We start from the raw sequence: 26974 nt of genomic DNA on the forward strand, positions 1-26974 counted from the left end.
ATTGCGCCCCTCAATCTTTCCTGAAGATGATCCTGCCGAGCCAGCCGGTGAGCATGGCAAGGCCGATGGCAAACAGGCCGTAGCCGAAACCGTGGTCGGTGGCGAAGCGGTAGATGGTCTGCTCGAAGCCCGACTTGACGATGGCCAGTTGCGCCGAGGTTTCCTTGATGAACAGGCCGTTGCGGAACAGGAAGGCGCGCGCCTTGTGGGTGCCCACCGGCACATTGGGGGCGAGGTGCAGCGTGGCGCGGAACAGGCTTTGCGACAGGAACTGCACGCCGCCGATATTGTCGCTGTAGAGCCCGATCGCCTGCTTGCGCTCGCGCAAGGCGTCGGTAAACTCCTGGATGGTCAGCGGGCTGTCGCGCTTGTCCTCGGGCTCCATGTAGATGTTGTTGGCGCCGAGTGACAGCTGCCGGTAATTGTTCGGATCGGTGATGTCCTGCGGCTGACGCGTGGTCGCCACCGAATAGGACATCGGCACGTTGGTGAAGGTTTCGGACTGGGTGTTGATCCACATGCCGAGCACGCGGCTCTTGCGGCGCACCACAACCGGTCGCGCCGGACCTTCGAGCACGACATAGACGTCGTAGCGGCCCTGGCGGTTGATCAGCGGGTCGGCGTTTTCGAGCGCACCGAAGATGGTGAGATCGGCACCGGCGAAATTGGCCGTGATGGCGACACGGTCGGTCGACAGTCCGATCTGGATGCTTTCGGGGTGTGCCGGTTCCTGGGCGCGCGCCGGAAGGGCGGCGGTCAGGAGCAGGGCTGCAAGCAGTGCCGCCCGCATCATATCAGCCCGCTTACGCCGGTCAGCGAATAGAGGTTCTGCGGCCTGACGAACAGGTCGAAGCCGAGGCGCAAGGCGACCGCCAGAACCAGCAGTGCCAGCAAGGCGCGCAACTGTTCGCCGCGCAGTTTCTGGCCCGCCTTGGCGCCGTATTGCGCACCCGCAACGCCGCCGATCATCAGCACCAGAGCCAGCACGATGTCGACGGTCTGGTTGGTGGTCGAATGCACCAGCGTGGTGAAGGCCGAAACGACGACGATCTGAAACAGCGAGGTGCCGACGACGATGTTGGTCGGCACCTTGAGCAGGTAGATCAGCGCGGGAACCATGATGAAGCCGCCGCCAACGCCCATGATGGCGGACAGAAAACCGATGCCGGCACCGATGCCGAGCACCGGGATGACGGAGACGAACAGCTTCGAGGTGCGGAAGCGCATCTTGAAGGGCAGGCGGTGGATCCAGTTGTGCTGGCCCGATTTCTTCAGCGCCGGCGGCACCCCGCCATTGGTCAGGCGCAGCGCGTTGACGCTTTCGATCAGCATCAGCCCGCCGACGGTGCCCAAAAAGACGACGTAGAGCAGCGAGATGAACAGGTCGAGCTGGCCAAGCGCGCGCAGCAGCGCAAAGACAAAGCCACCGGCGGCGGAGCCGGCTATGCCGCCTATCAGCAATATGGTGCCGAGCTTGAAGTCGAGCGTGCCGCGCTTGAGATGGGCTAGTGCTCCGGAGAAGGACGAGGCGATGACCTGGTTGGCGCCGGTGGCAACCGCGATGGCAGGGGGGATGTTGTAGAAGATCAGGAGGGGCGTGATGAGAAAGCCGCCGCCGACCCCGAACATACCCGACAGGAAGCCGACCGCCGCGCCCATCGCCAGGAGCACGAACACGTTGACCGACATTTCCGCAATCGGGAGATAGATGCCCACCCGTCAGTCTCTGCAAAACGAATTGTTGCCGACGCCCATCCCTGGGAGCTTGTTGGCTACCGAGTACTTGCGCCGACATTGCGGCGAAGTCAAACTTCGCCGAGCACAAACGAAAAATAACTCAATCAGTTAACCCTCCGGTAAAGGCGGGCTGCAGAAAGCTGGTGATGGTGAATTATTTACGTGCCAGCAAAGCCTCGACCAGTGGGCCATCGACCTCGCCGGTGGGCGCCATGGCGTTGTCTTTCTGGAAGGCGGCAATGGCGTCCTTGGTCTTCTGGCCCATCACGCCGTCGGGCTTGCCGACCTCGTAGCCGCTCTTGCCGAGGATCGACTGGATGTTCTGCACGGCCTTTTTCATGTCGACCTTGGCGGCCGGCGCGTCTTGCCATGCCGCTGGAACCGAAACCGAGTTGGACGCAGGGTCCAGCGCCTTGGGCTGCCAAAGTGCTGTCGTCTCCTTGGCGCGCTTGAGCTGGTCGGGGCTGAGTGCCTTGGCGATCTCGTCGCGCTTGGAAGCCGCGTCGTTGTCGCCCTGCTTGGCGACCAGCGCGAACCACTTGTAGGACTCCTCGAGGTTCTGCTTCATGCCGACGCCCTTGGCGGCGAGGATGCCGAGATTGAACTGGCTGTCCTTGACGCCGAGTTCGGCCGCACTGACGAACCAGCGGTTGGCCGAGTCGTTGTCGACCGTGCCGTCCGCGCCCATGGCAAGCAGTACTGCCAGATTGTGCATGGCACTGGCGTTGCCCTGGGCCGCGGCGAGCTGGTACCAGGTCTTGGCCTTGACGGCGTTCCGGTCGACGCCGATGCCCTTCTCATACATGTTGCCGATGCGGTACTGGGCCGGCGCGAAGCCAAGTTCGGCCGACTTTTCGTACCACTGGGCGGCGGCTTTCATGTCCGCACTGGTGCCGCGTGCTTCGGCGTAGCGCGAACCGATCTCAAACAGCGCCTTGGCATCGCCGGCATTGGCCGCATCGCGCAGTGGGGTTGGGCCGACAGCTTCGGCCATGAGGCCAGCAGGCGCCGGCGTTGGCTTGATCGCCTCGGTCACTACAGGCTGCGCTGGAATGGACTGCGTGCTGGCATGGTCGAGCATGACATCGGCCGGTGCCGTATCCTGTATCGCCTCGGCGATCATGTCAGGTGCTGCGGCGGGAGCTTGTGCGACCTCGGGCGTGTCGACATTGCGAACCGGAGCGGCAGTTTCCTCGATGGGCTTGGCGGGAGCTGCGACCGCGACCTGGACCGGCTGGGCGGAAGAAGGTGCAACTGTGACGCTTGCCGTTTCGACCGGGTCGTTGAGGAAGGCCTTGCCGAGCTGCATGCCGGCGAGCGCCAGCATCACAGCACCGACGGCCATCAGCACTGATTTGCGGCGGGACTTGATGAGATCGCCGATGCGCAGCGCGCGCACCGGGCCCTTGAAGTCGGAGGTGCGCTTGAGCGCGTCGGCCTCGGCGGCGGCGGCCTGAGCCGCGCGTCGGGCAGCGGCGATGAAGTCGGACTTCGCCGCGTCGGGCTCATTAGGACGCACGGTTTCGCCACGCTCGTCGCGGACGCGGCGCATGATGGCGTTGAGGTCAGGCGCACCGGAGCCCGGCTCCAGCGGGCGGTTGGCGATCTTGGGATCGAGCGGTGCATCGAGCATGACGCTTGGCGAAGGCGTCTCGATGACAGGCTCGGCAGCTTCCGCAATGACGGTCTCTTGCTTGGCCTTCTTGCTGGCGAAAGCGCGCGCAAGGCCGCCGAGCATCGAGGTCCTGGGAGGCTTTGCCTCTTTCTTGTCCGCGCGGACGACGTCGAAGGCCTCGATCGCAGCGGCCGCTTCGGCGGCTGCCTGTGCCGGGCTACGGGTCGCGCGGTCACTCTCCAACGGACGTTCGGCTTGATCGGAGCGGCGGCCAAAGGTGGCATTGGCCTCGGGCAGCGGCGCTGGTGCTTCCGAATCGAGCGCTGGCGTTTCGCTGAGCGCCAATTTCGGCGCCGGCGACAGCATGGTGGTCGACAACAGTTCGGCAACCGAAGCGGGCGGGGTCTCGACGGGTGCCGGTTCGCCAGGTTCGAGCGAACCGAGCCGGTCGACGATCTTGAGCAGCGTGTCGTGGATCGCCTCGAAGGTCTTGCCGTTGCGCTCGTCCGAGCGGCGGGTCAGCGTCTCCAGCGCCTTGAGGTCCTGCGCAAGCCCTGCGACTGCGGCGGTCTCGGTGGTCGAGCCGGAGAAGGAGCGCACCGCATCTTCGGCAGCCTGGCGGGCAGCTTCGACAAGGGCGTGATGATTGCCGGCGATCGAACGTTCGATCTCGTCGATACGCGGACGGATGTCTTCGAGCTCGGGCAGCGGCGCGCCGGGACGCGCGAGGTGGCTCGACAATTCGCTGACCTGGGCTTCCAGGCTGCGGATCAGGCTCGGGTCGATGCTCGCAACCTGCGCCGCCGACATTTCGATGCGGCCGGAGATGTCTTCAAGACGGGCTTCGAGCCCGCGCATGGCAAGCTCGGTGGCAGGGTCGGTGCGGTTGGTCTCGAGCCGCTGGGCAAAAGCCGTGAAGCGCGCGTCGATGGCTTCCATGATGCCAGACTGATCGGCGACCGGTTGGGCCGCCTGACGGTCGAGGCGTTCGCCCAAATCTTCGAGACGGCGTTCGAGATCGCGAAACAGCGTGTTGCCATGTTCGAAGGCGTCGCCCTGGCGGCGCTCGAACACCTCGGCGAGCGCGTCGAAGCGCTGCTCGATGCCCTGGAAGATGAGGCCGGCATCAGGTGCTGTGGGCGTGCGTTCGATCTTGTCGGCGATCAGCGAGATCTGCCGGCCAAGGCGTTCGACGGCCTGCTCGGGGATTTCGCTGCGTGCGGCGATGCCGTCGACACGATTGGAGAGCTCGTTGAGGCACTCGATGATCTCGGCCGTCGGCTGGTCGGCGGTGATCTCCTCGATCTGGTGGGCAAGGGCCGCGATGCGCACCTCGATCCGCTCGAACGGCTCGGGGTTGAAGTGTGGTGCCTGGGCAGCGACGGTCGAGGCGACGATGGCACGCGAGATTTCGTCGAGGCGCTCGTCGATGAGGCTGAACATCTCTTCGCCATGGCTGTCGCGCTGGCGCACGAACTGGTCGACGGCGCCAGCAAGTGTGCGGACCTTGTCTTCGATGGAACGCAGCGACAGCGATTCGGGCAGGTTGTTGACAGCGTCGTTGATCTGTTCGAGGCGGCCAGCGAGCGCTGCAAGGGCAGGGTCTGCCGGGCGCTGGCGCGCATCCGCCGACATGCGGTCGGCAAAATCGGTCCAGCGGCGGTCGAAATCGTCCCAGCGGCGATCGACCGAAAGCACTGTCTCTTCGCGCGCCAGATCGCCGAGCGAACGACGGACCTGTTCGAGTTCGAGGCGCAGCGTGTTGACGCTCTTGTCGTCGCTGCGTTCGGCGAGCGAGTGGATGGCGCCCGACAGCCGCTCCAGCTCAAGCCCCAGTTCGACGGCGTGGGAGCCGGCAGCACCTGCCTGGCTGGCGCGATCGATGTCCTTGCGCAGCAGGTCGAATTCGCGCTGCAGCCCAGATGTCATCTGGTGGCGCATCTCTTCGCGCAGCGCGCGCAATTCGTTGGCGATCTTGCCGGCGGCGGCGATGCCGTCTTCCTGGCCACGGGCGCGGTCGATGTCGCGCGCGATCGTCTGGTAGGGCCGTTCGTAGGGCGCGCTGCGGCCATACTCGCCGCGCGGCGTGTAGCCAGCCGGGGGCGTCTGGCGCTGCGGCGCGCGATAGGATTCGGCAGCTTCCTCGCGCGTGCGTTCGAGCCGCGCTTCGAGATTTTCCAAGGAACGGTTGAGCTGGTCGAGCGACGCATGCGGGCGGCGCTGCCTGCCTTCATTCAGGGTGTCGAGATAGGACCGCTTGTTGTTCATCGAAACGCCCGTTGGTCAGAGTGCTGGTGCTGGAACCAGAAGTCTCAAATCCTTGCCGGGTACGGAGGCGCGAGATGCCACGGAACTGGGTTTCCTGAGGCCTTTCGCCGCCTTCCGAAACCGTGAACAATCCAATACATGATGCTCACGGGGGAACCGACACGGGTACATTTCCCTCAACGTGGTAAACAAGCTCTTAACCAAGCTTAAGAAACTGCGACGTTGTGTAACCACCGAAGCGGCCAAATCGGCCAGATTTCCCTTGCGTAGGGTAGGCGGTGTCGTTATAGCATTTACGTAAACGTAAGACGTGTGCAGATCGCCGTCTTAAGGAAGCATTTACATAGAAACCACGATCGGAAGCCCCGCCCCCTGCGGCTTCCATCAGAGCACTGGCCGGCTCTGCCGCCGTGCTCGCAATTGGGGATTGCAGAGAAGATGATGAAGCTTGTGTCGGTCGCCGACGTTGCGGCCAATGAAAACAATCTTTCCAGCGAGGACTACGTCCGCATTGGCGAGATGGCGAAGCAGTATGGCGTGACGTTGCGGACGTTGCGCTTTTACGAAGACAAGGGGTTGCTCAACCCCAAGCGCGAGGGTGCGACGCGCCTTTACACTCGTCGTGACCGTGCGCGGCTGAAGTTGATCCTGCTCGGCAGGAAGGTTGGTTTCTCGCTGCGTGACGTCAAGCAGATGATCGACCTGTACGATCCGACCGGCACCAACGCCAAGCAGCTGCGCCTGACGCTCGACAAGTCGGACAAGCAGCTCGGCCGCCTGCACAAGCAGCGCCAGTTGCTCGACGAGGCGATTGGCGAGCTGACCGACCACATGGCGACAGTCCGCCAGTTGCTGACCGAGCGCACCACCATCCAGGCCAGCGCCGCAAGCTGATATCAAAGCTATTTGCTTGTTTGAAAACGACCCGGCGAGGGAGACTTCGCCGGGTCGTTTTGCGTTTGGGGCTGCGCGTTCTCTTTGCGAGAATCCCTGTTTGATGTTGCAGCGAGTGCTCCGAGACAAGACGTCACACCGACAGCGATCCGTTCTCTGGGGGGATCCCCTCCGTGGCAGGGCCTTGGCCGGACTAGAATTCGCTGCAAGCGCAGTTCGAGCGCCGCCTTTGGTCTTGGCGATGTCGCGGCATGGATTCCCGACACTCTCCGCTCGTTTCACTCGCTCACGAGGTCGGGAATGACGGGGGTGAGGGGGCGTCTTCGTAAAAATCTCGAAAGTTGGTGGTGATGGACGCAATGTGCCGGAAACAACGTCGAAGGTTGGCCGGCGCGCCTTTGTCATCCGTCATTCCCGACCTCGTGAGCGACCGCAGGGAGCGGAGAGTGTCGGGAATCCATGCCGCGACACAAGGGACGTCAGAGCAGGTTCCGGGCAAGCGACACGAGGGCGCACGCGCCTTGGCCACGATCTCACATCAATAAATAGAATATGTCCTGTCGCTGTGGTTGTGCTCTTCAATCAGCTTGATCTTCCGAGCTCATGGCCGTTTTCTCGTTTGCCCCAGCGCATCCGAACGGATGACAAACTACGAAAAATTGGCTGCTGCAAAAATTGACGTTTACGCAAACGTCAATTTTTGCTAATCCCGGTTCGACAAGCGGTTCCCTGTCGCATACCGTCTGGCCGGAACCGGTTTACATTTGCTGGAGGAAGAGCAATGCCGATATTCCGGGCGCCGGTCCAAGACACGCTTTTTGTGCTGAATGATGTGCTCGGCTACGAGCGCTACAGCAACCTTGCCGGCTTCTCCGATGCCAGCCCGGACGTTCTCGAGGCGATCCTCGCCGAGGGCGCCAAGCTTGCCGAAAACGTCATGCATCCGCTCAACCGCGTCGGCGACATGGAAGGCTGCGTCCGCAACGACGACGGCTCTGTCACCACGCCCAAAGGTTTCAAGGAAGCCTTCGACCAGTATCGCGAAGGCGGCTGGATGGGCTTGGCCGTGCCCGCAGAACATGGCGGCCAGGGCTTGCCCTACACGGTTCACTCGGCGGTCGGCGAATACATGTCGGCGGCCAACATGGCGCTGATGATGTATCCCGGCCTGACCCAGGGCGCGATCGCCGCAGTGCTCGTCCACGGCACCGACGAGCAGAAGGCGACATGGCTGCCCAAGATGGTCGAGGGCGCCTGGACCGGCACCATGAACCTGACCGAGCCGCATTGCGGCACCGATCTCGGTCTGCTGCGCTCGAAGGCTGCGCCAAACGGCGACGGCTCCTACAAGATTTCAGGCCAGAAGATTTTCATCTCGGCCGGCGAACACGACATGTCGGACAACATCGTCCATCTGGTGCTGGCCCGCATCGAGGGCGCGCCTGAAGGGGTGAAGGGCATCTCGCTGTTCATCGTGCCAAAATTCAATCTCGACGCCTCGGGCAATCCCGGCACGCGCAATGCGGTTTCGTGCGGCTCGATCGAAGAGAAGATGGGCATCCACGGCAACGCGACCTGCGTCATGAACTATGACGAGGCGCATGGCTTCCTGCTGGGTGAGGCCAATGGCGGCCTGAAGGCGATGTTCACGATGATGAACGAGGCGCGCCTCGGTGTCGGCCTGCAGGGCCTCGCCGTGTCGGAAGTCGCCTACCAGAACGCAGTCGCCTACGCCAAGGATCGCATCCAGGGCCGTTCGCTGACCGGTGCGAAGGCGCCCGACAAGAAAGCCGACCCGATCATCGTCCATCCCGACATCCGCCGCGCGCTGATGACCATGAAGGCCTTCAACGAGGCTGGCCGCGCACTGGTGCTTTGGACCGCGATCAACTCCGATGTCGCCCACCGCTCCGAAGACAGCGCTGAGCGCCAGTTGGCTGACGACCACATGGGCCTGATGACGCCGATCGTCAAAGGCGTGCTCACCGACAAGGGTTTCGACCATGCCGTGATGGCCCAGCAGGTGTTCGGCGGCCACGGCTATATCGAAGAACACGGCATGAGCCAGTTCGTGCGCGATGCCCGCATCGCCATGATCTATGAAGGCGCCAATGGCGTGCAGGCGCTCGACCTGGTCGGCCGCAAGCTTGGCCTCAATGGCGGCCGCGCGGTGCAGGCCTTCTTCAAGGAAGTTGGCGAGTTCTGCGAGGCCAATCGCGGCGACGAGCAGATGGCGCCTTACACCAAGGCGCTGAAGAAGGGCCTCAACGACCTGCAGGCGGCGACCATGTGGCTGGTGCAGAACGGCATGGCCAATCCAGACAATGCCGGTGCCGCCTCGACCGACTACATGCATCTCTTCGGCCTGGTGGCGCTCGGCTACATGTGGGGCCGGATGGCCAAGACAGCGCAGGACAAGCTGGCGGTCGGCGCCAACGGATCGGCCAATTTCTACGAGACCAAGCTGGTCACCGGCCGCTACTTCATGGAGCGTGTCATGCCCGAGACCGCGGCGCATCTCGCGCGCCTGTCTACCGGCTCGGCGACGATGATGGCGCTCGCCGCGGAGGCGTTCTGATCGAAGACCTGGCGGCCGTTCGCGGCCGCCTCGCAAATGCGGCGTCGAAACGCGGAGGAGATCGTGGCGACAATTCCTGCAGATGTTCTGGGACTGCCCAAGCCCGCCTGGGCTAGGGATGACGTGGCGATGCTCTACGACATGGCGCACCGCTTCATGTCGGAAGAAATCCTGCCGCACTATGAGGCCTTCGAAAAGAACGAGATGGTCGACCGCGCGAGCTGGGAGAAGGCGGGAGCTGCCGGACTGCTTTGCGCCTCCATGCCCGAGGAATATGGCGGCTCGGGCGGCACCTTCGCCCATGAGAGCGCGATCATCGAGGCGATCGGCCATGTCGGCGTCGACGGCTTCGGCATCGCCCTGCACAATTCGATCGTTGCCCCTTACATTCTCCACTACGGCTCGGAAGAGCAAAAGAAGAAGTGGCTGCCCAAGATGGCGACCGGCGAACTGATCGGCGCCATCGCCATGACGGAGCCGGGGGCTGGTTCCGACCTTCAGGGCGTGAAGACGCGCGCCGAGCGGGACGGCAACCACTACCGCATCAACGGTTCCAAGACCTTCATCACCAATGGTCAACATGCCAATCTGATCATCGTGGTGACCAAGACCGACCCGTCGAAGGGCGCCAAGGGCACGTCGCTGATCGTCGTCGAGACCGACGAAGTCGAGGGCTTCGAGCGCGGGCGCAACCTCGACAAGATCGGCCTGAAAGCCAACGACACTTCCGAGCTGTTCTTCAACGACATGCGCGTTCCGACCTCGAACCTGCTCGGTTCCGAGGAAGGCCAGGGCTTTGTCCAGCTGATGCAGCAGCTGCCGCAGGAGCGGCTGCAGATCGGCACCGGCGCGATTGCCATGATCGAGCGCGCGCTGGCCGAGACCATCGATTACGTCAAGGAGCGCAAGGCCTTCGGCAAGGCGATCCTGGATTTCCAGAACACCCAGTTCAAGCTGGCCGAGCTCAAGACCGAGGCGACCATCGGGCGGGTCTTTTACAATGACTGTGTTGCGCGTCATATTTCTGGCGGGCTCGATCCGGTAACCGCTTCGATGGCCAAATATTGGCTGTCGGACCTGCAGTGCAAGATCGTCGACGAGTGCCTGCAATTGTTTGGCGGCTATGGCTATATGAATGAATACCCGATCGCCCGCATGTATCGCGACGCCCGCGTGCAGCGCATCTATGGCGGTACCAACGAGATCATGAAGTTGCTGATCGCCCGCTCGCTCTGAGCCGCCGATCCGGAAACCAAGGAGCAGAAAAATGGCTGACGCTTTTGTCTATGACGCTGTGCGCACGCCGCGCGGCAAGGGCAAGAAGGATGGATCGCTGCACGAAGTGCCGGCGGTGCGCCTTGGCGCCAAGGTGCTGGAAGCGCTGCGCGACCGCAACGGGCTCGACACGGCCCAGGTCGACGACATCATCTTCGGCTGTGTCGATCCTGTCGGCGAAGCAGGCTCGGTGATCCCGCGTTCGGCCGCCTTTGAGGCTGGCTACGACAACAAGGCGCCGGGCATGCAGATCTCGCGCTTCTGCGCCTCGGGTCTCGACGCCATCAACTTCGGCGCTGCCAAGATCGCGCAAGGTGCCGACGAGATCGTCATTGCCGGCGGCGTGGAATCGATGTCGCGCGTCGGCATGGGCATGTCGGGCGGCGCCTGGTTCATGGACCCCTCGGTCGGCATGCCGGCCTGGTTCATGCCGCAGGGCGTGTCGGCCGACCTGATCGCCACCAAATATGGTTTCTCGCGTGACGACGTCGACGGCTATGCGGTTGAAAGCCAGAAGCGTGCCGCCAAGGCTTGGGAGAAAGGCTACTTCAAGAAGTCGGTGGTGCCGGTCAAGGACCAGAACGGCCTGACCATCCTCGACCATGACGAGCATATGCGCCCGACCACCGACATGCAGTCGCTCGGCCAGCTCAATCCGGCCTTCATCATGCCCGGCGAAATGGGCGGTTTCGATGCGGTCGCGGTACAGCGCTACCCGGAATTGGAAGAGATCAACCACGTCCACCATGCCGGCAACTCGTCCGGCATCGTCGATGGTGCTGCCGCAGTCCTGCTCGGCTCCAAGAAGGCCGGTAAGACGCTGGGGCTCAAGCCGCGCGCCCGCATCCGCGCCTTCTCCAATATCGGCTCCGAGCCGGCGATCATGCTGACCGGTCCGGTAGATGTCACCGAGAAGCTTTTGAAGCGCGCCAAGATGAAGCTGTCGGATATCGACCTGTTCGAGCTCAACGAGGCCTTCGCCTCTGTGGTGCTGCGCTACATGCAGGCTTTCGAGATCCCGCATGACAAGATCAACGTCAATGGCGGCGCGATTGCCATGGGTCACCCGCTGGGGGCGACTGGCGCGATGATCTTCGGCACCGTGCTCGACGAGTTGGAACGCCGCGATCTCAACACAGCCCTTGTGACGCTGTGCATCGGCGCCGGCATGGGCACCGCAACGATCATCGAGAGGGTGTGACGCATGGCGACCTTGCCGAAAGATGCGGCACTGATCCTCGTCGACGTGCAGATGGCCTTTGTTGAATGGGAAAGCACCGGCCTCAGACGCAACAACCCGCAGGCGGTGGACAACATCGCTCGCCTGCTGGGCGCGTTCCGGGACCGCGGCCTGACCGTGTTTCACATCCGGCACGCGTCGACTGAGCCGGATTCGGCACTGCGGCCGGAACGAAGCGGCTATCAGCCGATCGAACAGGCGCGCGAGCGCGACGGCGAGGCCGTCATCGTCAAGCACGTCAATTCCTCCTTCATCGGGACGGACCTTGAAACGCGCCTGCGCGACGGCGGCCACCGCACCCTGGTGATCGCCGGCATCACCACCAACCACTGCGTCGAGACGACGACGCGCATGGCCGGCAATCTCGGCTTCGACGCGCGTCTTGTCGCTGACGCCTGCTACACCTTCGATCGCACCGGTCTCGACGGCAAGGTGCACAGCGCCGAAGCGGTGCACGACATGACCCTGACCAATCTCAACGGCGAATTCGCCTCGATCGTAACAACCGACGCCGTCGTGGCGGCTCTCGCCGAAGACATCGCGGCTTAAGGAGGATTCGATGACCTACACGAACTTCACGGTCGAAACCGATGCCGACGGTATCGCGCTCGTCACCTGGAACATGCCCGACCGCTCGATGAATGTTTTCACCGAAGAGGTGATGAACGAGCTCGACAAAATCATCGACCAGGTGGTGGCGGATGCCGGCATCAAGGGCGCGGTGATCACGTCGGGCAAGGAGACCTTCTCCGGCGGCGCTGACCTCACCATGCTGCAGAAGATGCTCAAGATCTTCGCCAAGGAAAAGGCCAAGGATCCGGAAAAGGCAGCCAAGCTGCTGTTCGACAATGCCGGCCGCATGGGCGCCTTGTGGCGCAAGCTCGAGACCTCGGGCAAGCCGTGGGTCTCGGCGATCAACGGCACCTGCATGGGCGGTGCTTTCGAGCTGTCGCTGGCCTGCCATGGTCGCGTTGCCGCTGACAGTGACAAGGTCAAGATGGCTCTGCCTGAAGTGAAGGTCGGCATCTTCCCAGGCGCTGGCGGCACTCAGCGCGTGCCCAGGCTGACGGACCCGCAGTCGGCTCTCCAGATGCTGACGTCTGGCCAGACGCTGACGCCGCAAAAGGCCAAGGGCATGGGCCTGATCCATGCGGTCGTTGAACCGGCCAAGCTGATCGAGGCGGCCAAGGCGATGATCGCTGGCGGCCTGAAGCCGGTCCAGCCTTGGGATGAAAAGGGTTTCAAGCTGCCCGGCGGCCCGGTCTATTCGGCAGCGGGCGCCAATCTGTGGCCGCCGGCAATCGCCATCCTGCGCCGCGAGACCTACGGCAACTATCCGGCCGCGACCGCGATCCTGAAGTCGGTCTATGAGGGCCTTTTGGTGCCGTTCGACACCGCCCTGCGCGTCGAGCAGCGCTACTTCACCGAGATCATGCAGACCAAGGAAGCGGCGGCGATGATCCGCTCGCTGTTCGTGTCGCTGCAGGAGCTGAACAAGGGCGCGCGCCGCCCCGCTGGCGTGCCTGACACCAAATTCAAGAAGATCGGCATCCTCGGTGCCGGCTTCATGGGCGCTGGCATTGCTTATGTCACGGCCAATGCCGGCATTCCGGTCGTGCTGCTCGACTGCGACATGGAATCTGCAGAAAAGGGCAAGGCCCATTGCGACAGCCTGATCTCCGAGCAGGTCAAGAAGGGCCGCGCCAAGGCCGAAGAGCGCGACAAGCTGTTGTCGCTGATCACGCCGACCGCCGATTATGCCGACCTCAACGGCTGCGACCTCGTTGTCGAAGCGGTGTTCGAGGATTCCGAAGTCAAGAAGGGCGCCACCGAAAAGGCCGAGGCCGTGCTGAAGTCGTCGGCGGTGTTTGCCTCCAACACCTCGACGATCCCGATCACCTCGCTTGCCAAGAACTCGGTGCGGCCGAAGAATTTCATCGGCATCCACTTCTTCTCGCCGGTCGACAAGATGATGCTGGTCGAGATCATCATGGGCAAGAAGACGGGCGACAAGGCGCTGGCCACCGCGATGGACTTTGTCCGCGCGATCAAGAAGACGCCGATCGTCGTCAACGACACGCGTGGCTTCTACGTCAACCGCTGCGTGCTGCGCTACATGTCGGAAGCCTTCAAGATGCTGATCGAGGGCGTTCCGGCTGCGATGATCGAAAACGCCGCCAAGGCTGCCGGCATGCCGGTCGGGCCGTTGGCGCTGACCGACGAGACGGCGGTCGACCTCGCCCAGAAGATCATGAAGCAGACCATCAGGGATCTCGGCGAAAAGGCCGTCGATCCGCGCCAGATGGCGCTGATCAACACCATGGTCGACAGCCATGGCCGCCTCGGCCGCAAGAACACCAAGGGCTTCTATGACTATCCGGCCAAGCCCGCCAAGAAGAAGCTGTGGCCGGGCCTGAAGGACCTCTATCCGCAGCTTGCTCCGGAGAAGGTCGACGTCGAGGAACTGAAGCAGCGCCTGCTCTCGGTCATCGCGCTCGAAGCGGTGCGGGTGATGGAAGAAGGCATCGTCACCGACCCGCGCGAGGCGGATGTCGGCTCGATCCTGGCCTTCGGCTTCGCACCTTATACCGGCGGCGCGCTGTCTTACATCGACGGCATTGGCGCCAAGAAGTTCGTCAAGATCGCCAAGGAGCTGCAGAAAAAATATGGTGCCGAGTTCAAGGCGCCCAAGCTTCTCATCGACATGGCCGAGAAGGGAGAGACCTTCTACCAGCGCTTCGATCCTTACGCCAAGGTCGAGGAAAAGCAGGCGGCCTGACGCAGCATGTACGTCTGGGCAAGACTGGCTCGTATGGCCGCGACGAAATCTCGTCGCGGCCCTTACCGTTTTGGCGATGAAGGCCGGCTGTCGTTCCGCTGCCTGCCGACCGACATCGACTTCAACATGCATCTCAACAATGCGCGCTACATGATGCTGGCCGATGTCGGCCGCATCGACATCTTCATGCGCTCAGGCCTGATCGAACTTGCCCGCAAGCGTGGTTGGGCACCGATGCTGGGCGGACTGCAGACGGTGTTCGTGCGTGAGATCAGGCTATGGAAGCGCTTCGAGGTGGTGTCCTCGATCGAAACCTGGAACGGCACCGAGGTGATCGGCAAGCATCGCTTCGTGCTCGACAATGGCGAGACCGCAGCCCTGATCATGACCAGCGCCGGCGTCTACGACCGCAACAACAGGCGCTTCGTGGAGATCGGCGACCTGATGCGGCAGCTGGGAGTTGATGCCACGCCGCGCCCGGTGAGCGCTGAAGAAGAGATCTTCATCGCCTCGCACAAGGGTCTGCGGACACTGGCCAAGGCGAAGGAGTGACGCTGAGGGAAATCGCGGCAGGCAACGCCTGTCTGCTATCTCGGACAAGGTGCAAATGATAATATCAGCAAGTGCTAATGTTGGCATTTACCGGGAGGATTGTCATGCGCATGCTGCTGAAGATCTCCATTCCCGCCACCCAGGGAAACCGCGCCATCAAGGACGGCAGCCTGGCCGCCATCATGGAAAAGTCGCTCTCGGAGCTCAAGCCTGAAGCTGCCTACTTCACCTTGGACAACGGCAACCGCACGGCCTTCGTGTTTGTCGATGTGAAGGACATCACCGCCATCCCCAGCATCTGCGAGCCGTTTTTCCACGGTTTCGACGCGGCGATCGACATGACGCCGGTCATGAATGTCGACGAGCTTAGGGCGGGTCTCAGGATGATGATGCAGAGGATGTGAGATCACTCGCGCAGGCGGATCAACTGTGGTCAGCCGCTGACGATGTCGAAGATCAAATTCGCCAGCGGTTGCTCGTCGCCCGAGAAGCTGTCGACCATCGCCTGGATGACGCGGTCTCGATCAAGCGCATCGTCGTCGAAACTGAGCCCGGCATTTTCGGTTAGAATGCTGAGAAGGGCTAATTGCGTGCGGCCGTTGCCTTCTCGAAATGGATGCACGGCGTTGATCTCGGCCAGCACATGTGCGGCTTGTTCTGCGAATTCATTCCGCGGCAAGCCGACGAGATAACTGGTCTGCTTCAGTTCGCGGAAGATGTCTTGCATATGCTGGGCAATGTATTCCGGATAGCAGAACCAGTTGCCTTCCTTGCCGATCCGGATCGTGCGTGGTCTGCCTGCCCATTCGTAGACATCCTGAAACAGGTGATGGTGCAAGGCCCTATAATGGTCGTAGTCGAGCGTGCCTGACGGCCAAGGTTCGTCCGCTCGCGTCAATGACACGGCAAGCTCGAATTCATCCAACTCAGCTTGGCTGTGAAGGTCGAGCTTGTTTTTGAGAACGGTCGTGCCCGGGTAGCAAAGAGGATCTTGCTCGGCCGTATATGTCACGCTCAGCCGGAATTTTTGGCGGCGAAGGCGGCGCGGATCAGCGCGCGGCGTTGATCGCCGGTGAGACATGGGCGCGCGAGGATGGCTTGCATTCGTGGCGACAGCTTGAGGCCTTCGACGGCACTGATCTTTTCGCCACGCACGCGGGTAAGCTTGCCAATCGTAACCGTTCGAGCTGCCATCGGCCTGTTATCCTTCATAAGGCACTTTATCATGCGCCAATTGGGCTGAGCAAAAGGAAATTCCCAGTCGCTTTGTGGTTCTGGTAGACAATCGCTGCCAGCGTGGATAATACTGAAAAAGGTATTTTTTCCTGTCCGAAGGAGAGCGCCATGCTCTCGCATGAACGTGTCTGGGCCGCGATCGACGCTCTTGCGGAGCGTTATTCGCTTTCGGCGTCGGGCCTCGCCAAGAAGGCCGGGCTCGACTCGACCGCGTTCAACAAATCCAAGCGCCAGTCCGTTGACGGTCGGCCGCGCTGGCCCTCGACCGAGTCGCTCGCCAAGATCATCGAGGCGACCAATTCTTCTCTTGAGGAATTCCTGGGTTTCGTCGAGCCGGCGAAGACGACTGTCAGGACCAGGCCACGGGAGAGACAGACGGGCGTGCCGCTGCTCGGCTTTGCCCAGGCTGGCGCCGGCGGCTTCTTCGACGATGCTGGTTTTCCGGCGGGGCAGGGCTGGGAGCTGATCGAACTTCCGGCGCGCGCCACCGACAGTTCCTACGCGCTTGAGGTCCAGGGCGACTCGATGCTGCCGCTCTATCGCAACGGCGACGTGCTGATCGTGGAGCCGGGCGCCGCGGTGCGCAAGGGTGACCGCGTCGTGGTCAAGACCATCTCGGGCGAGGTCATGGCTAAGGTGCTCGAACGTCAGACGCAAGCAGCCATCGAACTTGTGTCGCTCAATCCCGAACACCCCAATCGGCGTTTCCAGACCGCCGAAGTCGAGTGGATGGCGCGTATCGTCTGGGCGAGCCAGTAAGGCCGATGCGCCCAGCAGCCATAGCCATCGCTGCCGCCGGTTTCGGCATCGCCACCCTGCTCGTCACCTTGGGCGGGCAAAGATTGGCGGCCATCGAAGCACCGGCTGTGGACGTCATCGATGAGGACGATCTCCCTCCGGACGATAACGCTGCGGTGGAGCCAACGACGCCCGAGCCGCAGGCGTCCGAAACGACGAAAGCTGCTCCCGGTGATGTCGTGCCACCCATAGCCGGGCAGGGCGGCTTGTTGCGAGAGGCGCCGCGCGCGCCGCTGAGCGATCTCAGTCTCGCGCTGCCGCCGAAGCCGAAGGCGGATGACGGCACCACGCTGTTTCAGCCGGTGGCTTCCGCTGCCGGGCTGATCGAAGCCAAGGGTCTGCGCGTCGCGATATCGGGTGTTGCGAAGGTGGATGCCGGCCAGAGCTGCACCTTCGAAGGCAAGGCGTGGAACTGTGGTGTTCGCGCGCGGACGGAGTTTCGCAGCTTCTTGCGGAGCCGTGCCGTGGTCTGCGACGTGCCGGCCGATGCAGCGCAGGGCGATGTCGTCGCCAGATGCCGGATCGGCAAGCAGGATATCGGCGAATGGCTGGCGGCAAATGGCTGGGCGAAGGCCGATGCAGGTGGGCCCTATGGCGACCTTGGCAAGAGGGCCGAGGCCGAGAAGAAGGGCATCTACGGCCCACCGCCGGAGCGTATCGAGATGACGATCTCGCCTGACGCCATGAGCCTGCCCTCGGTCGAAGGGGAGCCTGCCGAGCCTGCGGCAGAGGCTCCGATCCAGTAGGACGCTCAAGCGGAGGCCGGCAGGCGCTCCATGTAGATGTCGAGTTCGTCGTGATGCGTTTCGAGAAAGCTGTGGCGTTCGTAGAAGCGCTGGGCGTCGCTTTGGCGCAGCACGTCGAGCCGCACGGCGAGGCCGGCTGTATCGGCTTCATCGAGTAGTTGGCGCAGCACCGCACTCCCTGTGCCTTGGCCCTGGGCTTCCGGGAGCAGATAAAAATGTTCGAGCAGCAACGCGCCGTCTTGCGGCCCAAAGGCGACGCAGCCGATCAATCGCCCGGCATTGCTCACGATCAGCCTCGTATGCTCAGGCCGGAAGGTGCCGCGAAAACGCGTCCGCGCCCGTTCCGGATCGAAGCGACCGATGCGCTCGAGGCTTTCGCGCATCGCACGCAGCCTGATCTCGAACAGACGCTCGAAATCGGATGCTTGGGCCGGCTCGAGGCCGAAATCGGCAGTCGAGCCGACATTCATGGCGTTAGGCTGCCAGTTTGCCTTCCAGAGCCTTGCGGATCAGAGCGCGCGTTTCGTCGATGCCATAGAGCGCGACAAACGAGCCGAAGCGCGGTCCGCGTTCCTGGCCAATCAGCACCTGGTAGATCATCTGGAAGAAGGCGACCGATACGCCGGGGCCGCCTTCCGGGCTTTTCTTGGAATGATCCTGGTAGCGCTCGATCTGGCGGGCGATGTTGAGCACGGCGTTCTGGATCGCTTCGCCGTCGGCGCCCGCAGGCAGGGCGCCGAGTGTCGTTTCGAGCGCTTCCAGTGCTGCGCGTTCGACATCGTCGGCCGCGCGGAAGGTCTTCGTCGGCTTCACGAAATCGTCGAAATAGCGGATCGCATAGCCCGTCAGCCTGTCGAGCTCAGGATGCGTTGCGGGCGTAATGCCAGGCGCATGGCGCGAGATGAAGCCCCACAGGACGTCCTTGTTCTGGGCGTTGGAGGCGCTGACCAGGTTGAGCAGCATCGAGAACGGCACCGGCATGTCGACAACCGGCGGGTTGCCGTCATGCATGTGCCAGACCGGATTGCCCAGCCGCTCTTTCCACTCCTGCCGGGGATAAGCGGCGAGGAAGGTGTAATATTCATCCACAGCCCGCGGGATGACGTCGAAATAGAGCTTCTTGGCCTGACGCGGCCGCTGGAACATGTAGAGCCCGAGGCTTTCGGTCGGCGCATAGGTCAGCCATTCGTCGATGGTCAGCCCGTTGCCCTTCGACTTGGAAATCTTCTGGCCATTCTCGTCCAGGAACAGTTCGTAGACGAAATGTTCCGGCGCGCGTCCGCCCAAAATGTTGCAGATGCTGTCGTAGATCACCGCATTCGTCTGGTGGTCCTTGCCGAACATTTCGAAGTCGACGCCCAGCGCTGCCCAGCGCATGCCGAAATCCGGCTTCCACTGCAGCTTGACCTTGCCGCCGGTGACGGACAGCGTGGTCTCGGTGCCTTCGTCGTCGAAGGTGATGGTGCCGGCCTTGGCATCGACATGCTTCATCGGCACGTAGAGCACGCGGCCGCTCTTCGGCGAAATCGGCAGGAACGGGCTGTAGGTCGCCTGGCGTTCCTCACCGAGCGTCGGTAGCATCACCGCCATGATCTTGTCGTAGCGCTCGGCGGCGCGCAGCAGCATCGCGTCGAAACGGCCAGCCTTGTAGTATTCGGTCGCACTTGCGAATTCGTAGTCGAAGCCGAACGTGTCGAGGAAGCGCCGCAGCATCGCGTTGTTGTGGTCGCCGAAGCTGGCATAGTCGCCGCCAAAGGGATTGGGCACTGATGTCAGCGGCTTGTGCAGGTGCGGCTCTAGGAAGGCGCGATCCGGCACGTTGTCCGGGATTTTGCGCATGCCGTCCATGTCGTCGGAGAAACACAGAAGCTTGGTCTTGACCTTGTCTTGGGTCAGCACGTGGAAGGCGTGGCGCACCATGGTTGTGCGCGCCACTTCGCCGAAGGTGCCGATATGCGGCAGGCCCGAAGGGCCATAGCCGGTCTCAAACAGCACGGTCTCGGGGAAATCCTTGCCTTTGTAGCGCTCGACAATCTTTTTGGCCTCCTCGAACGGCCAGGCTTTGCTTTCAGCCGCTGCCGCGAGGATTTCGGGGTTGAGATCGGTGATGTTTGATCTCGTCATGTCGAGAGCCCTTTTCGTTGGGCGGAATGTCCGCCGAAGACGGCATGCTCTATGCGCGCATGCCGCAGGCGTCAACGATTCCGGCCATTTTTCATTGCAGCGGCGCCCTTGTGTTCCTAAGTTCGGGCGGCAAATCAATCGTTTGGAGACCTCCATGCCCTTGCCGACCGCCCATGAGGCGCTGATCTATCTGATGGTCGTCACGTCTGCTTCCGACCGCGACATGACCGATGTCGAGCTGACGCGGATCGGCGAGGTGGTCAGGACGTGGCCGGTCTTCATGGATTTCGACGCCAAGCGACTGATTTCCGTGGCCCAGGATTGCCAGGAACTGCTCCACGCGGAGAACGGCCTCGATGACATGCTGGATACGGCGCGCAGGGTGATTCCCGAGCGGCTGCATGAAACCGCCTATGCCGCCGCCTTCGAAGTGGCGTCGGTCGATCTTGAAATGCGGATGGAGGAGGTGCGCATCCTGCAGCGCCTGCGCCAGCACCTGAGCGTCGATGCCCTGACGGTCGCTGCGATCGAACGCGCGACCAAGGCGCGCCACCGCACGCTGACCTGACAGGGTCAGAAGAAGCTGACCGGAAAATAGCGTAGATAAAGCTCGGCGAAGGTGCCCTTGGCCGAGATCTCGTGCAGCGCATAATCGAAGGCGGCTGCCAGTGCCGGATTGTCCGGCTTGGTCGCGATCGCAAGCCCGGTGCCGAGATATTCCGGCGCGAGGTACGGTCCGCCGGCAAAACGGCAGCAGCCGGCGGCGTCGGTGCCGGCAAGCCAGAAGGACAAGCGCATGCCGTCGCCGAAGACGGCGTCGAGTTTGCCGTCCTTGAGGTCAATGTTGAGCCAATCCGGCTTGGTATAAGTGACGACCTTCACATTGCCGAAATAGTCCCTGAGCACACGCTCGTGGGCCGAGCCGGCAAGCACGCCAACTCGTTTGCCCATGAGTGTGTCGACAAGCGGCTCGGCAACGGCTTGCCCCTTCTTCATGATGAAGCGCGCGGGGAATTGGAGATAGGGCCGCGAGAACGCGTATTTTTCGCGCGTATCCGCCGTTGCGGGCACACCGGCGATCAGCGCTTCGCCTTCGCCTAAGTTCAGCGCGTTGTCGAGCTCGGCCCACGGCAGGGCCTGGATTTGGCATTTGTCGGCGACACCGAGTTCAGCGCAGATGGCGCGAGCGAGGTCGATATGGAAGCCGGACAGGCGGCCGCTTTTGTCGATGAAGTTGAAGGGCGGAAAATCGGTCGTCGTCAAGAAGCGCAGGCGCGGCAGCGTCGAGAGGTCGGGCTTCTGCAGCCGCTCCTTGCTGTCCCACAGCACCGGCACCTGCGGTTCGGCAGCCTTGGCAGGGCCGAGCAGTGCTGCAAGCGACACTGCGATCGCAAGCATCAGCGGTGCGGGGTTCATGGTTGCGCTCCGGCCCTCGGCTAACGCGCCGCCAACAAGGCGACGGGGATTCACGTGTCTAAACTGCAAAAGCTTTACCGTCGCGATTGCGGTCAGGCAAAGCGATTGTGCGGCTGTGCACGACAAGGCGTCGTAAGTCAGTGATAGATATAGCGTATTATATGGAATGCGCGATATCTCACCCATTCGGGGCATGGCTTCGCTGAGACCGGCGTGCATTATTGCCTCGGGGAATTGCAGCATGGGGGTGTTGCAATGGAACTGGACCGGTCGCCTTGGGGAGGAAGCACGTACGCGTGCGAGCTGTGTATTGCAGCTGGCGTGGCTTGGTTCGATCACTGTCGTAGTATCCAAATTTACGGCTCTCGGGCCGTGGGTGCGTGATGGTCACGCTTGACAATAGTCCCGTGACCATCCGCCCCGCTTTTTCTGGAGGCCTGCCCCCAGAACAACGCTCAATCGAAGAAGCAAACGACAACAGCCTCAGTGCCTATGACCTGGCGCTGGTGTCCGTGCCGGAATTGCGGTCGGCGCTCGACCGGCTCGGCCTTTCGGAGGCCAACCGTCACAGCTTGGCTGCGCGCGCAGCATTCCATGGCACGACATTCCAGGTGGAGCTGCTGGTCTCGGGCCTAGTTTCCGAGCGCGCCTACTTTTCAGCGATGGCTCGGGAGATAGGCGTCGAGTGCCTGAAATCGGTCGACCCGCATCGGCTGATGATGGACGACAAGGCCTGCTGGACGCAGTTCGACCGCGACCGCCGTGTGACGTGCGCCAGGCTATGTGAGGCGCCTGGACACTACACTTGGCTCGTTGCGCCGGACCAGGCAGGCTGGGGTCTGCTCAAGCGGCACTGCCAAACCAGCGCCGACTTGAGATGCCGCATCAAGGTCGTCGCTCCATCAGTGCTTCGCGCGGCATTGCTGGTGCATGCGCGTCCGATGTTGACGCGATATGCCCTGACCAATCTGCATGACAAGAAGCCGGAGCATTCAGCGCGCGACGTGTTCTGGCCCTGGCAGAGCTACAGCCTCGGCATGCTGACGGTGTTGCTGCCAGCAGCCTTCGCCACGGTGCCCATGCTCGCGTTGTTTGTTGCCCATCTGATCACGGTCGCTTTCTTCATCGCATGTGCGGCTTTGCGAGCGGTTGCGGCCGTTTCGCTGCCGCTGACAAAACCGCCACCGATTTCTCTGCCGCTTTCACCACACTTGCCGGTCTATTCGGTGCTGGTCGCACTCTACAAGGAGGCTGAAGTCGTGCCCGACTTGCTGGTCGGGCTCAGCAAGCTGCTATGGCCGCGCAGCAAGCTCGAGATCAAGCTGATCTGCGAGGCGGACGACACGGAAACGATCGCTGCGATCACCGCCCATCCTCTGCGCACCTATGTCGAGGTGGTGCTGGTGCCGCCGTCGCTGCCGCGTACCAAGCCCAAGGCTCTGGCTTATGCCTTGCCGCTGACACGCGGCGAGGTGATCGTGCTTTACGACGCCGAGGATCGTCCGCATCCGATGCAACTCGCCGAGGCATGGCAGCGCTTTCAAAGCTCCAAGCCCGATCTTGTCTGCCTGCAGGCGCCGCTTGAGATTTCCAACCGAGGCTCGAACATGATCGCCAGCATGTTCGGCTTCGAATATGCCGCACTTTTCCGTGGTCTGTTGCCCTGGCTTGCTCACAATCAAGTCACGCTTCCGCTTGGTGGGACCTCCAACCATTTTCGCCGCGAGGCGCTGGAAGAGATCGGCGGCTGGGATCCCTACAACGTCACCGAGGATGCAGACCTGGGGCTACGCCTCGCCCGCCGGGGCTATCGCTGCGAGACGCTGTCTTGTCCAACCCGCGAGGAGGCGCCTGAAGATCTCGCCTCATGGCATCGCCAGCGTGTGCGCTGGTTCAAGGGCTGGATGCAGACATGGCTTGTGCATATGCGCGAGCCGCACGCGTTGGCAGCCGATTTGCCTGTGCTCTCCTTTGTCGTCACGCAGATCCTGTTTGCCGGAATGGTGCTGTCGTCGCTGCTGCATTTGGTGCTGGTCGGACTGCTTGTCGGACTTGCGGTGCAGATCGCGTTCGATGTGCCGATGGGGCTATGGCAGTCGTCGCTTGTCGCCCTGGATGTGATCGCTATCGTGCTCGGCTATAGCGCGTTTCTGATGCTCGGCTGGCTCACGCTCAAGCCTAGGGAAAGGCGTGGCTTCTGGAAGATCTGCCTGTTCACGCCGGTCTACTGGACGATGTTGTCGGTTGCGGCATGGTGCGCCTTGTACGAATTGTGGCGGCGTCCGCACCATTGGTCGAAGACGCCGCATCGCAGGCGCGCGGCAAGATCAGTGGCCTAGCCAAGCCCCGTCAATCCTTCAGGAATTTCATGCCTTCTGCAATGATCTTGCTGTCCGGCCTGCCCACCTTGTCGAGGTCGCGTCCTTCATAGGGCAGGGCCCGCAGGATGTGCCTGATGACAGCGACGCGGCTGCGCCGCTTGTCGTTGGCCTGGACCACGATCCATGGTGCGTGCTGGGTGTGGGTCTTTTCGACCATCAGCTCGATCGCCTTGGTGTAGTCGTCCCACTTGCTGATGCCGGCTATGTCCATCGGCGAGAACTTCCAGTTTTTCAGCGGACTGTGACGCCGGTCGTGGAAGCGCTTGAGCTGCATCTCCTGGCTGATGTCGAGCCAGAACTTGAAGAAGTGGACGTTGTCGTTGACGATCATCTTTTCGAAATGCGGCGTCTCGTCCAGGAACTGCCGCTGCTGCTCGGGGGTGCAAAAGCCCATCACCGGCTCGACGCCGGCGCGGTTGTACCAGGAGCGGTCGAAGGTGACGAATTCGCCTGATGTCGGGAACGCGGCGACATAGCGCTGGAAGTACCATTGGCCGCTTTCGGTCTCGGTCGGTTTGGTCAGCGCCACGTTGCGCGCCGTACGAGGGTTCATGTATTGGCGCAAAACGAAGATCGTCCCGCCTTTGCCGGCAGCGTCACGGCCTTCGAAGACCGACAGAACACGCTTGCCGGTGGCTTGCAGCCAGGCCTGAAGCTTGACCAGCTCGACCTGCAGCTGCTCGATGGTCTGGTCGTATTCCTTCTGCGGCAGCTTGTCGTCATAGGGGTAGTTCCCCGACTTCAGCGCCTTCTTGTCGATCCAGTCCGGCAAGATGGGGTCGTTGACGTCGAAGGTCCTGGTGTCCTTGCCGACCTTGATCTCGATCGGGTCGGTTTTTGGCACGCCATCCACTTTCACCGCCGCTTCGGCGGTGCTGTCCTTCTTGCTTTCCCTGCCTTTTTTCATGACCTCAACACCTTTCCAGCTCGGCAAGTCATGCTATTGGGTGGCTTGGGAGCGGTCCAGAGGCTTCTTGAAGGCGCTGTCGCGGCGGAAAAATCTTAATGGCTGAGACCAGCACCCAGACGAAGGCAAGGCGGACGGCAAGGCTCACGGCCGGCCGGCTCTACCAGAACCGCTGGATGCTTGCCGCCGCGATCATCGCGGTTCTTGCAGTGCATTTTTTCGGCGCGTCCTCGGTGACCTTCACGGCGCTGACGATTGCCTCCCTTGTCTTGTTTGGGCTTGTTGCGCCGCGTACGCCAGGCGCGCGCCGGCTTGCTGAAGCAAACACGCGGGTCGACCGCTCGCCGCTCGACCGGCTATCAGGCGAAAAGCTGGCGGCGGCTGTTGCCGATCCGCTCATCATCTTCGATCGCGACGGCACGGTGGTGCACGCCAACGCCGCCGCCGAAACGGCCTTTGGCGCGATCAGGCCCGAGCTGCCATTGTTGCTGAAGTTTCGCGCGCCGGAAATGCAGGCGCTGATCGAAGCGGTGTTGCGTGGCGACGGCAATGGGCAGGCGACGGACTATGTCGAGCGCGTGCCCTTCGAACGCGTCTATCGCGTTACTGCCTCGGCGGTGGGACGTGGCACCGGGCTGTTTGTGCTTGCCTTCAAGGATCAGAGCGAGGCGCGCCGCATCGACCGCATGCGCGCCGACTTCATCGCCAATGCCAGCCATGAGCTGCGCACGCCGCTCGCCTCGATCGCCGGCTTTGTCGAGACGCTGCGTGGGCCGGCCCGCAACGATCCCAATGCGCGTGAGCAATTCCTGCAGATCATGCAGAACCAGACCGGGCGCATGGCCAGGCTGATCGACGACCTGTTGTCGCTGTCGCGGCTGGAGATGAAGCCCTACCTCAAGCCCGGCGTGCGCGTCGATCTGCGCCAGACTGTCGAGGCGGTCATCGCTTCGCTTGGTCCACTGGCCAGCGACACCGGCGTGGTCGTCGAGCGCGATTTCGGCGAGGGGCCATTTGAGGTTCATGGCGACCGCGACGAGCTGTTTCAGGTGTTCCAGAACCTTCTCGAAAACGCCTGCAAATATGGCCAGTCTGGCGGGCGCGTGCAGGTAATGATGCGACGGACCAGCGAAGGCGGCGAGCCTGAGACCGAGGTCACTGTCCGCGACTTCGGGCCGGGCATCCCTGCCGAGCATATCCCGCGCGTCACCGAGCGTTTCTATCGCGCCGACGTCGAAACCAGCCGCGCCCAGAAAGGCACTGGGCTGGGTCTCTCCATCGTCAAGCATATCCTGACCAGACACGGCGCACGTCTGTCGATCCGTTCGAAGCTGGGCGAGGGCGCTGCCTTCACGGTGCATTTCCCCACCGCCTGAACAAGTATCTGCCCGCTTGGCCTTGAACCGTTGGCGTCGCGAGCGGGGTTCGTTCGTTGACTCTATCATTCGTCTTGACTCTAATTAGATGATTATCTAATTATTAAAGCCAGGCACAACCAGCGGCGGCCAGATGGGCATCAATGCGGTCTTCGAAGCACTCTCCCATCCTGTGCGGCGCCGGATCCTGGCCCTACTCAAGGACGGGCCACGAAGCGCAGGCGAGCTTGCCGCGCATTTCGATCTCACCAAGCCGACGCTGTCGGTCCATTTCAACAAGCTCAAGCAGGCGGAGCTTGTCGCCGTCGAACGGCGCGGCACGAGCCTGATCTATCACCTCAATACGTCGATCCTCGAAGAGGCTCTTGCTGGGCTTCTCAGCCTGAAGGACCAGGACACATGAACAAGGCTTTGTTCTCGCACACCAACCTCGTCCTCGTGGCAGCGCTGGCCGCTGTCACCTTTGCCGGCTATGCGCTCATTCCAGCTGACATGCGTCTTCCGATCCATTGGGGCCCGAGCGGTGAACCAGATGCATTCTGGCCACGCAATGCGGCGTTGCTGTTGGCGCCGGCCATGGTCGTGGTGCTGTCGGTGTTGTTCGTCCTGATCGGCAGCCGGGTCAGCGCGGACCAGATAGCCTCGAGCAAACATGCCTTTGCGGTCGTCATACCTGCAATGACCGGGCTGGCGCTGGCTATCCAGTCTGCCATTGTGCTGATCGGTCTTGGCTACCCCGACCAGATGGTCCGCGTCATCACGATTGCCATCGCGGTCATGCTGATCCTGATGGGCAACGTCATGCCCAAGACCCAGCCCAACCCGGTCGCCGGCGTGCGGCTGCCGTGGATCATGAATGACCCGGCGCTCTGGCGCGCAACGCAGCGCCTTACCGGCATGCTTTTCCTCGCCGGCGGTGTTCTCCTGTTGCTATGTGCGATGCTGGTCCACCAGCCGTTCTGGCTGTTCGTCGCCTTGCTTGCTGCCGTACTGATGCCGCTGGCGGTTGGCGGCATCTACAGCTACCGGCTGGCGCATCGAAGCTGAACGAT

24 protein-coding genes are annotated in these 26974 nt (G+C 62.4%); 15 read left to right on the top strand and 9 right to left on the bottom strand.

Annotated features, from left to right (window positions below):
* Positions 1–10: 10 nt before the first annotated feature.
* The 3 genes from AC1DLV_RS02665 to AC1DLV_RS02675 all read right to left on the bottom strand — a co-directional run bounded on the left by AC1DLV_RS02665 (position 11) and on the right by AC1DLV_RS02675 (position 5620).
* Entirely contained in the window at positions 11–793 is a 783-nt protein-coding gene (locus AC1DLV_RS02665; protein ID WP_476799619.1) for a TIGR02186 family protein, read from the bottom strand.
* Entirely contained in the window at positions 790–1716 is a 927-nt protein-coding gene (locus tag AC1DLV_RS02670; protein WP_476799618.1) for a sulfite exporter TauE/SafE family protein, read from the bottom strand. Before AC1DLV_RS02670 ends, AC1DLV_RS02665 begins: the two co-directional genes overlap by 4 nt.
* A gap of 175 nt (positions 1717–1891) precedes the next feature.
* Positions 1892–5620, bottom strand: coding sequence for a peptidoglycan-binding protein (locus AC1DLV_RS02675; RefSeq protein WP_476799617.1), 3729 nt, complete (start codon positions 5618–5620; stop codon positions 1892–1894).
* A gap of 441 nt (positions 5621–6061) precedes the next feature.
* Between AC1DLV_RS02675 and AC1DLV_RS02680 the strand changes: the two genes are divergently transcribed.
* The 8 genes from AC1DLV_RS02680 (at position 6062) to AC1DLV_RS02715 (ending at position 15342) form a co-directional block, all read left to right on the top strand.
* Positions 6062–6514, top strand: coding sequence for a MerR family transcriptional regulator (locus tag AC1DLV_RS02680; protein WP_476836111.1), 453 nt, complete (start codon positions 6062–6064; stop codon positions 6512–6514).
* A gap of 781 nt (positions 6515–7295) precedes the next feature.
* Positions 7296–9092, top strand: coding sequence for an acyl-CoA dehydrogenase (locus tag AC1DLV_RS02685; protein WP_476799616.1), 1797 nt, complete (start codon positions 7296–7298; stop codon positions 9090–9092).
* A gap of 36 nt (positions 9093–9128) precedes the next feature.
* On the top strand, positions 9129–10328 hold the full coding sequence (locus AC1DLV_RS02690) for an acyl-CoA dehydrogenase family protein (protein ID WP_476799615.1): 1200 nt from the start codon (positions 9129–9131) through the stop codon (positions 10326–10328).
* A 31-nt stretch (positions 10329–10359) separates the two neighbouring features.
* A complete protein-coding gene (locus AC1DLV_RS02695) occupies positions 10360–11568 on the top strand; it encodes an acetyl-CoA C-acetyltransferase (RefSeq protein ID WP_476799614.1) in 1209 nt (402 codons plus the stop codon).
* Positions 11569–11571: 3 nt separating this feature from the next.
* Positions 11572–12156 carry a cysteine hydrolase family protein gene (locus AC1DLV_RS02700; protein WP_476799613.1) on the top strand — a complete coding sequence of 195 codons (585 nt, stop codon included), beginning with the start codon at positions 11572–11574 and terminating at the stop codon, positions 12154–12156.
* Positions 12157–12166: 10 nt separating this feature from the next.
* A complete protein-coding gene (locus AC1DLV_RS02705) occupies positions 12167–14386 on the top strand; it encodes a 3-hydroxyacyl-CoA dehydrogenase NAD-binding domain-containing protein (RefSeq protein WP_476799612.1) in 2220 nt (739 codons plus the stop codon).
* Between the two features lie 6 nt (positions 14387–14392).
* Positions 14393–14938: a thioesterase family protein gene (locus tag AC1DLV_RS02710; RefSeq protein ID WP_476786474.1), complete on the top strand. Its 546-nt coding sequence runs from the start codon at positions 14393–14395 to the stop codon at positions 14936–14938.
* A 104-nt stretch (positions 14939–15042) separates the two neighbouring features.
* The gene (locus AC1DLV_RS02715; RefSeq protein WP_476799611.1) at positions 15043–15342 is read left to right on the top strand and encodes a hypothetical protein; all 300 of its coding nucleotides are present in this window, start codon (positions 15043–15045) and stop codon (positions 15340–15342) included.
* A 29-nt stretch (positions 15343–15371) separates the two neighbouring features.
* On the opposite strand, the gene AC1DLV_RS02720 is transcribed toward AC1DLV_RS02715, so the two are convergent.
* Positions 15372–15950, bottom strand: a complete 579-nt coding sequence (locus AC1DLV_RS02720) for a Fic/DOC family protein (RefSeq protein WP_476799610.1) — start codon at positions 15948–15950, stop codon at positions 15372–15374.
* Between the two features lie 2 nt (positions 15951–15952).
* On the bottom strand, positions 15953–16132 hold the full coding sequence (locus AC1DLV_RS02725) for a hypothetical protein (protein ID WP_476799609.1): 180 nt from the start codon (positions 16130–16132) through the stop codon (positions 15953–15955).
* Between the two features lie 150 nt (positions 16133–16282).
* On the opposite strand from AC1DLV_RS02725, the gene AC1DLV_RS02730 reads away from it, so the two are divergent.
* Together AC1DLV_RS02730 and AC1DLV_RS02735 are read left to right on the top strand one after the other, a co-directional pair.
* Positions 16283–16933 carry a S24 family peptidase gene (locus tag AC1DLV_RS02730; RefSeq protein WP_476782994.1) on the top strand — a complete coding sequence of 217 codons (651 nt, stop codon included), beginning with the start codon at positions 16283–16285 and terminating at the stop codon, positions 16931–16933.
* A 5-nt stretch (positions 16934–16938) separates the two neighbouring features.
* The gene (locus AC1DLV_RS02735; protein ID WP_476799608.1) at positions 16939–17718 is read left to right on the top strand and encodes a thermonuclease family protein; all 780 of its coding nucleotides are present in this window, start codon (positions 16939–16941) and stop codon (positions 17716–17718) included.
* Positions 17719–17723: 5 nt separating this feature from the next.
* Here the strand turns inward: AC1DLV_RS02735 and AC1DLV_RS02740 are convergent, their stop codons facing one another.
* Complete coding sequence (locus AC1DLV_RS02740) at positions 17724–18188, bottom strand: N-acetyltransferase family protein (protein ID WP_476799607.1); 465 nt, start codon at positions 18186–18188, stop codon at positions 17724–17726.
* A gap of 4 nt (positions 18189–18192) precedes the next feature.
* The gene (locus AC1DLV_RS02745) at positions 18193–19842 is read right to left on the bottom strand and encodes a lysine--tRNA ligase (protein ID WP_476836112.1); all 1650 of its coding nucleotides are present in this window, start codon (positions 19840–19842) and stop codon (positions 18193–18195) included.
* Positions 19843–19996: 154 nt separating this feature from the next.
* On the opposite strand from AC1DLV_RS02745, the gene AC1DLV_RS02750 reads away from it, so the two are divergent.
* Positions 19997–20410 carry a tellurite resistance TerB family protein gene (locus AC1DLV_RS02750; protein ID WP_476799605.1) on the top strand — a complete coding sequence of 138 codons (414 nt, stop codon included), beginning with the start codon at positions 19997–19999 and terminating at the stop codon, positions 20408–20410.
* 5 nt (positions 20411–20415) lie between these two features.
* Here AC1DLV_RS02750 and AC1DLV_RS02755 read toward each other — a convergent pair whose 3' ends face one another.
* The gene (locus tag AC1DLV_RS02755; protein WP_476799604.1) at positions 20416–21258 is read right to left on the bottom strand and encodes a transporter substrate-binding domain-containing protein; all 843 of its coding nucleotides are present in this window, start codon (positions 21256–21258) and stop codon (positions 20416–20418) included.
* A gap of 383 nt (positions 21259–21641) precedes the next feature.
* On the opposite strand from AC1DLV_RS02755, the gene AC1DLV_RS02760 reads away from it, so the two are divergent.
* Positions 21642–23597, top strand: a complete 1956-nt coding sequence (locus AC1DLV_RS02760) for a glycosyltransferase (protein WP_476799603.1) — start codon at positions 21642–21644, stop codon at positions 23595–23597.
* Positions 23598–23607: 10 nt separating this feature from the next.
* Here AC1DLV_RS02760 and ppk2 read toward each other — a convergent pair whose 3' ends face one another.
* Entirely contained in the window at positions 23608–24546 is a 939-nt protein-coding gene (gene ppk2 / locus AC1DLV_RS02765; RefSeq protein ID WP_476799602.1) for a polyphosphate kinase 2, read from the bottom strand.
* Between the two features lie 98 nt (positions 24547–24644).
* On the opposite strand from ppk2, the gene AC1DLV_RS02770 reads away from it, so the two are divergent.
* The 3 genes from AC1DLV_RS02770 (at position 24645) to AC1DLV_RS02780 (ending at position 26969) form a co-directional block, all read left to right on the top strand.
* Positions 24645–25922 (top strand): ATP-binding protein, encoded by a 1278-nt coding sequence (locus AC1DLV_RS02770; protein ID WP_476799601.1) that lies wholly within the window; start codon positions 24645–24647, stop codon positions 25920–25922.
* 133 nt (positions 25923–26055) lie between these two features.
* The gene (locus AC1DLV_RS02775) at positions 26056–26325 is read left to right on the top strand and encodes an autorepressor SdpR family transcription factor (RefSeq protein ID WP_476836113.1); all 270 of its coding nucleotides are present in this window, start codon (positions 26056–26058) and stop codon (positions 26323–26325) included.
* Positions 26322–26969 (top strand): SdpI family protein, encoded by a 648-nt coding sequence (locus AC1DLV_RS02780; RefSeq protein WP_476799599.1) that lies wholly within the window; start codon positions 26322–26324, stop codon positions 26967–26969. The genes AC1DLV_RS02775 and AC1DLV_RS02780 overlap by 4 nt, the downstream gene beginning before the upstream one ends.
* The last annotated feature ends 5 nt before the right edge of the window (positions 26970–26974 follow it).

The organism is Aminobacter sp. 01T433, from assembly GCF_056398585.1.

Excerpts from the sequence above, each read along its gene's own strand:
- AC1DLV_RS02745 (WP_476836112.1), bottom strand. The coding sequence starts at position 19,842 with ATGACGAGATCAAACATCACCGATCTCAACCCCGAAATCCTCGCGGCA.
- ppk2 (WP_476799602.1), bottom strand. The coding sequence starts at position 24,546 with ATGAAAAAAGGCAGGGAAAGCAAGAAGGACAGCACCGCCGAAGCGGCG.
- AC1DLV_RS02710 (WP_476786474.1), top strand. The coding sequence starts at position 14,393 with ATGTACGTCTGGGCAAGACTGGCTCGTATGGCCGCGACGAAATCTCGT.
- AC1DLV_RS02680 (WP_476836111.1), top strand. The coding sequence starts at position 6,062 with ATGAAGCTTGTGTCGGTCGCCGACGTTGCGGCCAATGAAAACAATCTT.
- AC1DLV_RS02675 (WP_476799617.1), bottom strand. The coding sequence starts at position 5,620 with ATGAACAACAAGCGGTCCTATCTCGACACCCTGAATGAAGGCAGGCAG.
- AC1DLV_RS02730 (WP_476782994.1), top strand. The coding sequence starts at position 16,283 with ATGCTCTCGCATGAACGTGTCTGGGCCGCGATCGACGCTCTTGCGGAG.
- AC1DLV_RS02700 (WP_476799613.1), top strand. The coding sequence starts at position 11,572 with ATGGCGACCTTGCCGAAAGATGCGGCACTGATCCTCGTCGACGTGCAG.
- AC1DLV_RS02665 (WP_476799619.1), bottom strand. The coding sequence starts at position 793 with ATGATGCGGGCGGCACTGCTTGCAGCCCTGCTCCTGACCGCCGCCCTT.
- AC1DLV_RS02715 (WP_476799611.1), top strand. The coding sequence starts at position 15,043 with ATGCGCATGCTGCTGAAGATCTCCATTCCCGCCACCCAGGGAAACCGC.
- AC1DLV_RS02695 (WP_476799614.1), top strand. The coding sequence starts at position 10,360 with ATGGCTGACGCTTTTGTCTATGACGCTGTGCGCACGCCGCGCGGCAAG.
- AC1DLV_RS02735 (WP_476799608.1), top strand. The coding sequence starts at position 16,939 with ATGCGCCCAGCAGCCATAGCCATCGCTGCCGCCGGTTTCGGCATCGCC.
- AC1DLV_RS02690 (WP_476799615.1), top strand. The coding sequence starts at position 9,129 with ATGCGGCGTCGAAACGCGGAGGAGATCGTGGCGACAATTCCTGCAGAT.
- AC1DLV_RS02685 (WP_476799616.1), top strand. The coding sequence starts at position 7,296 with ATGCCGATATTCCGGGCGCCGGTCCAAGACACGCTTTTTGTGCTGAAT.
- AC1DLV_RS02750 (WP_476799605.1), top strand. The coding sequence starts at position 19,997 with ATGCCCTTGCCGACCGCCCATGAGGCGCTGATCTATCTGATGGTCGTC.
- AC1DLV_RS02760 (WP_476799603.1), top strand. The coding sequence starts at position 21,642 with ATGGTCACGCTTGACAATAGTCCCGTGACCATCCGCCCCGCTTTTTCT.
- AC1DLV_RS02755 (WP_476799604.1), bottom strand. The coding sequence starts at position 21,258 with ATGAACCCCGCACCGCTGATGCTTGCGATCGCAGTGTCGCTTGCAGCA.
- AC1DLV_RS02770 (WP_476799601.1), top strand. The coding sequence starts at position 24,645 with ATGGCTGAGACCAGCACCCAGACGAAGGCAAGGCGGACGGCAAGGCTC.
- AC1DLV_RS02725 (WP_476799609.1), bottom strand. The coding sequence starts at position 16,132 with ATGGCAGCTCGAACGGTTACGATTGGCAAGCTTACCCGCGTGCGTGGC.
- AC1DLV_RS02775 (WP_476836113.1), top strand. The coding sequence starts at position 26,056 with ATGGGCATCAATGCGGTCTTCGAAGCACTCTCCCATCCTGTGCGGCGC.
- AC1DLV_RS02740 (WP_476799607.1), bottom strand. The coding sequence starts at position 18,188 with ATGAATGTCGGCTCGACTGCCGATTTCGGCCTCGAGCCGGCCCAAGCA.
- AC1DLV_RS02705 (WP_476799612.1), top strand. The coding sequence starts at position 12,167 with ATGACCTACACGAACTTCACGGTCGAAACCGATGCCGACGGTATCGCG.
- AC1DLV_RS02780 (WP_476799599.1), top strand. The coding sequence starts at position 26,322 with ATGAACAAGGCTTTGTTCTCGCACACCAACCTCGTCCTCGTGGCAGCG.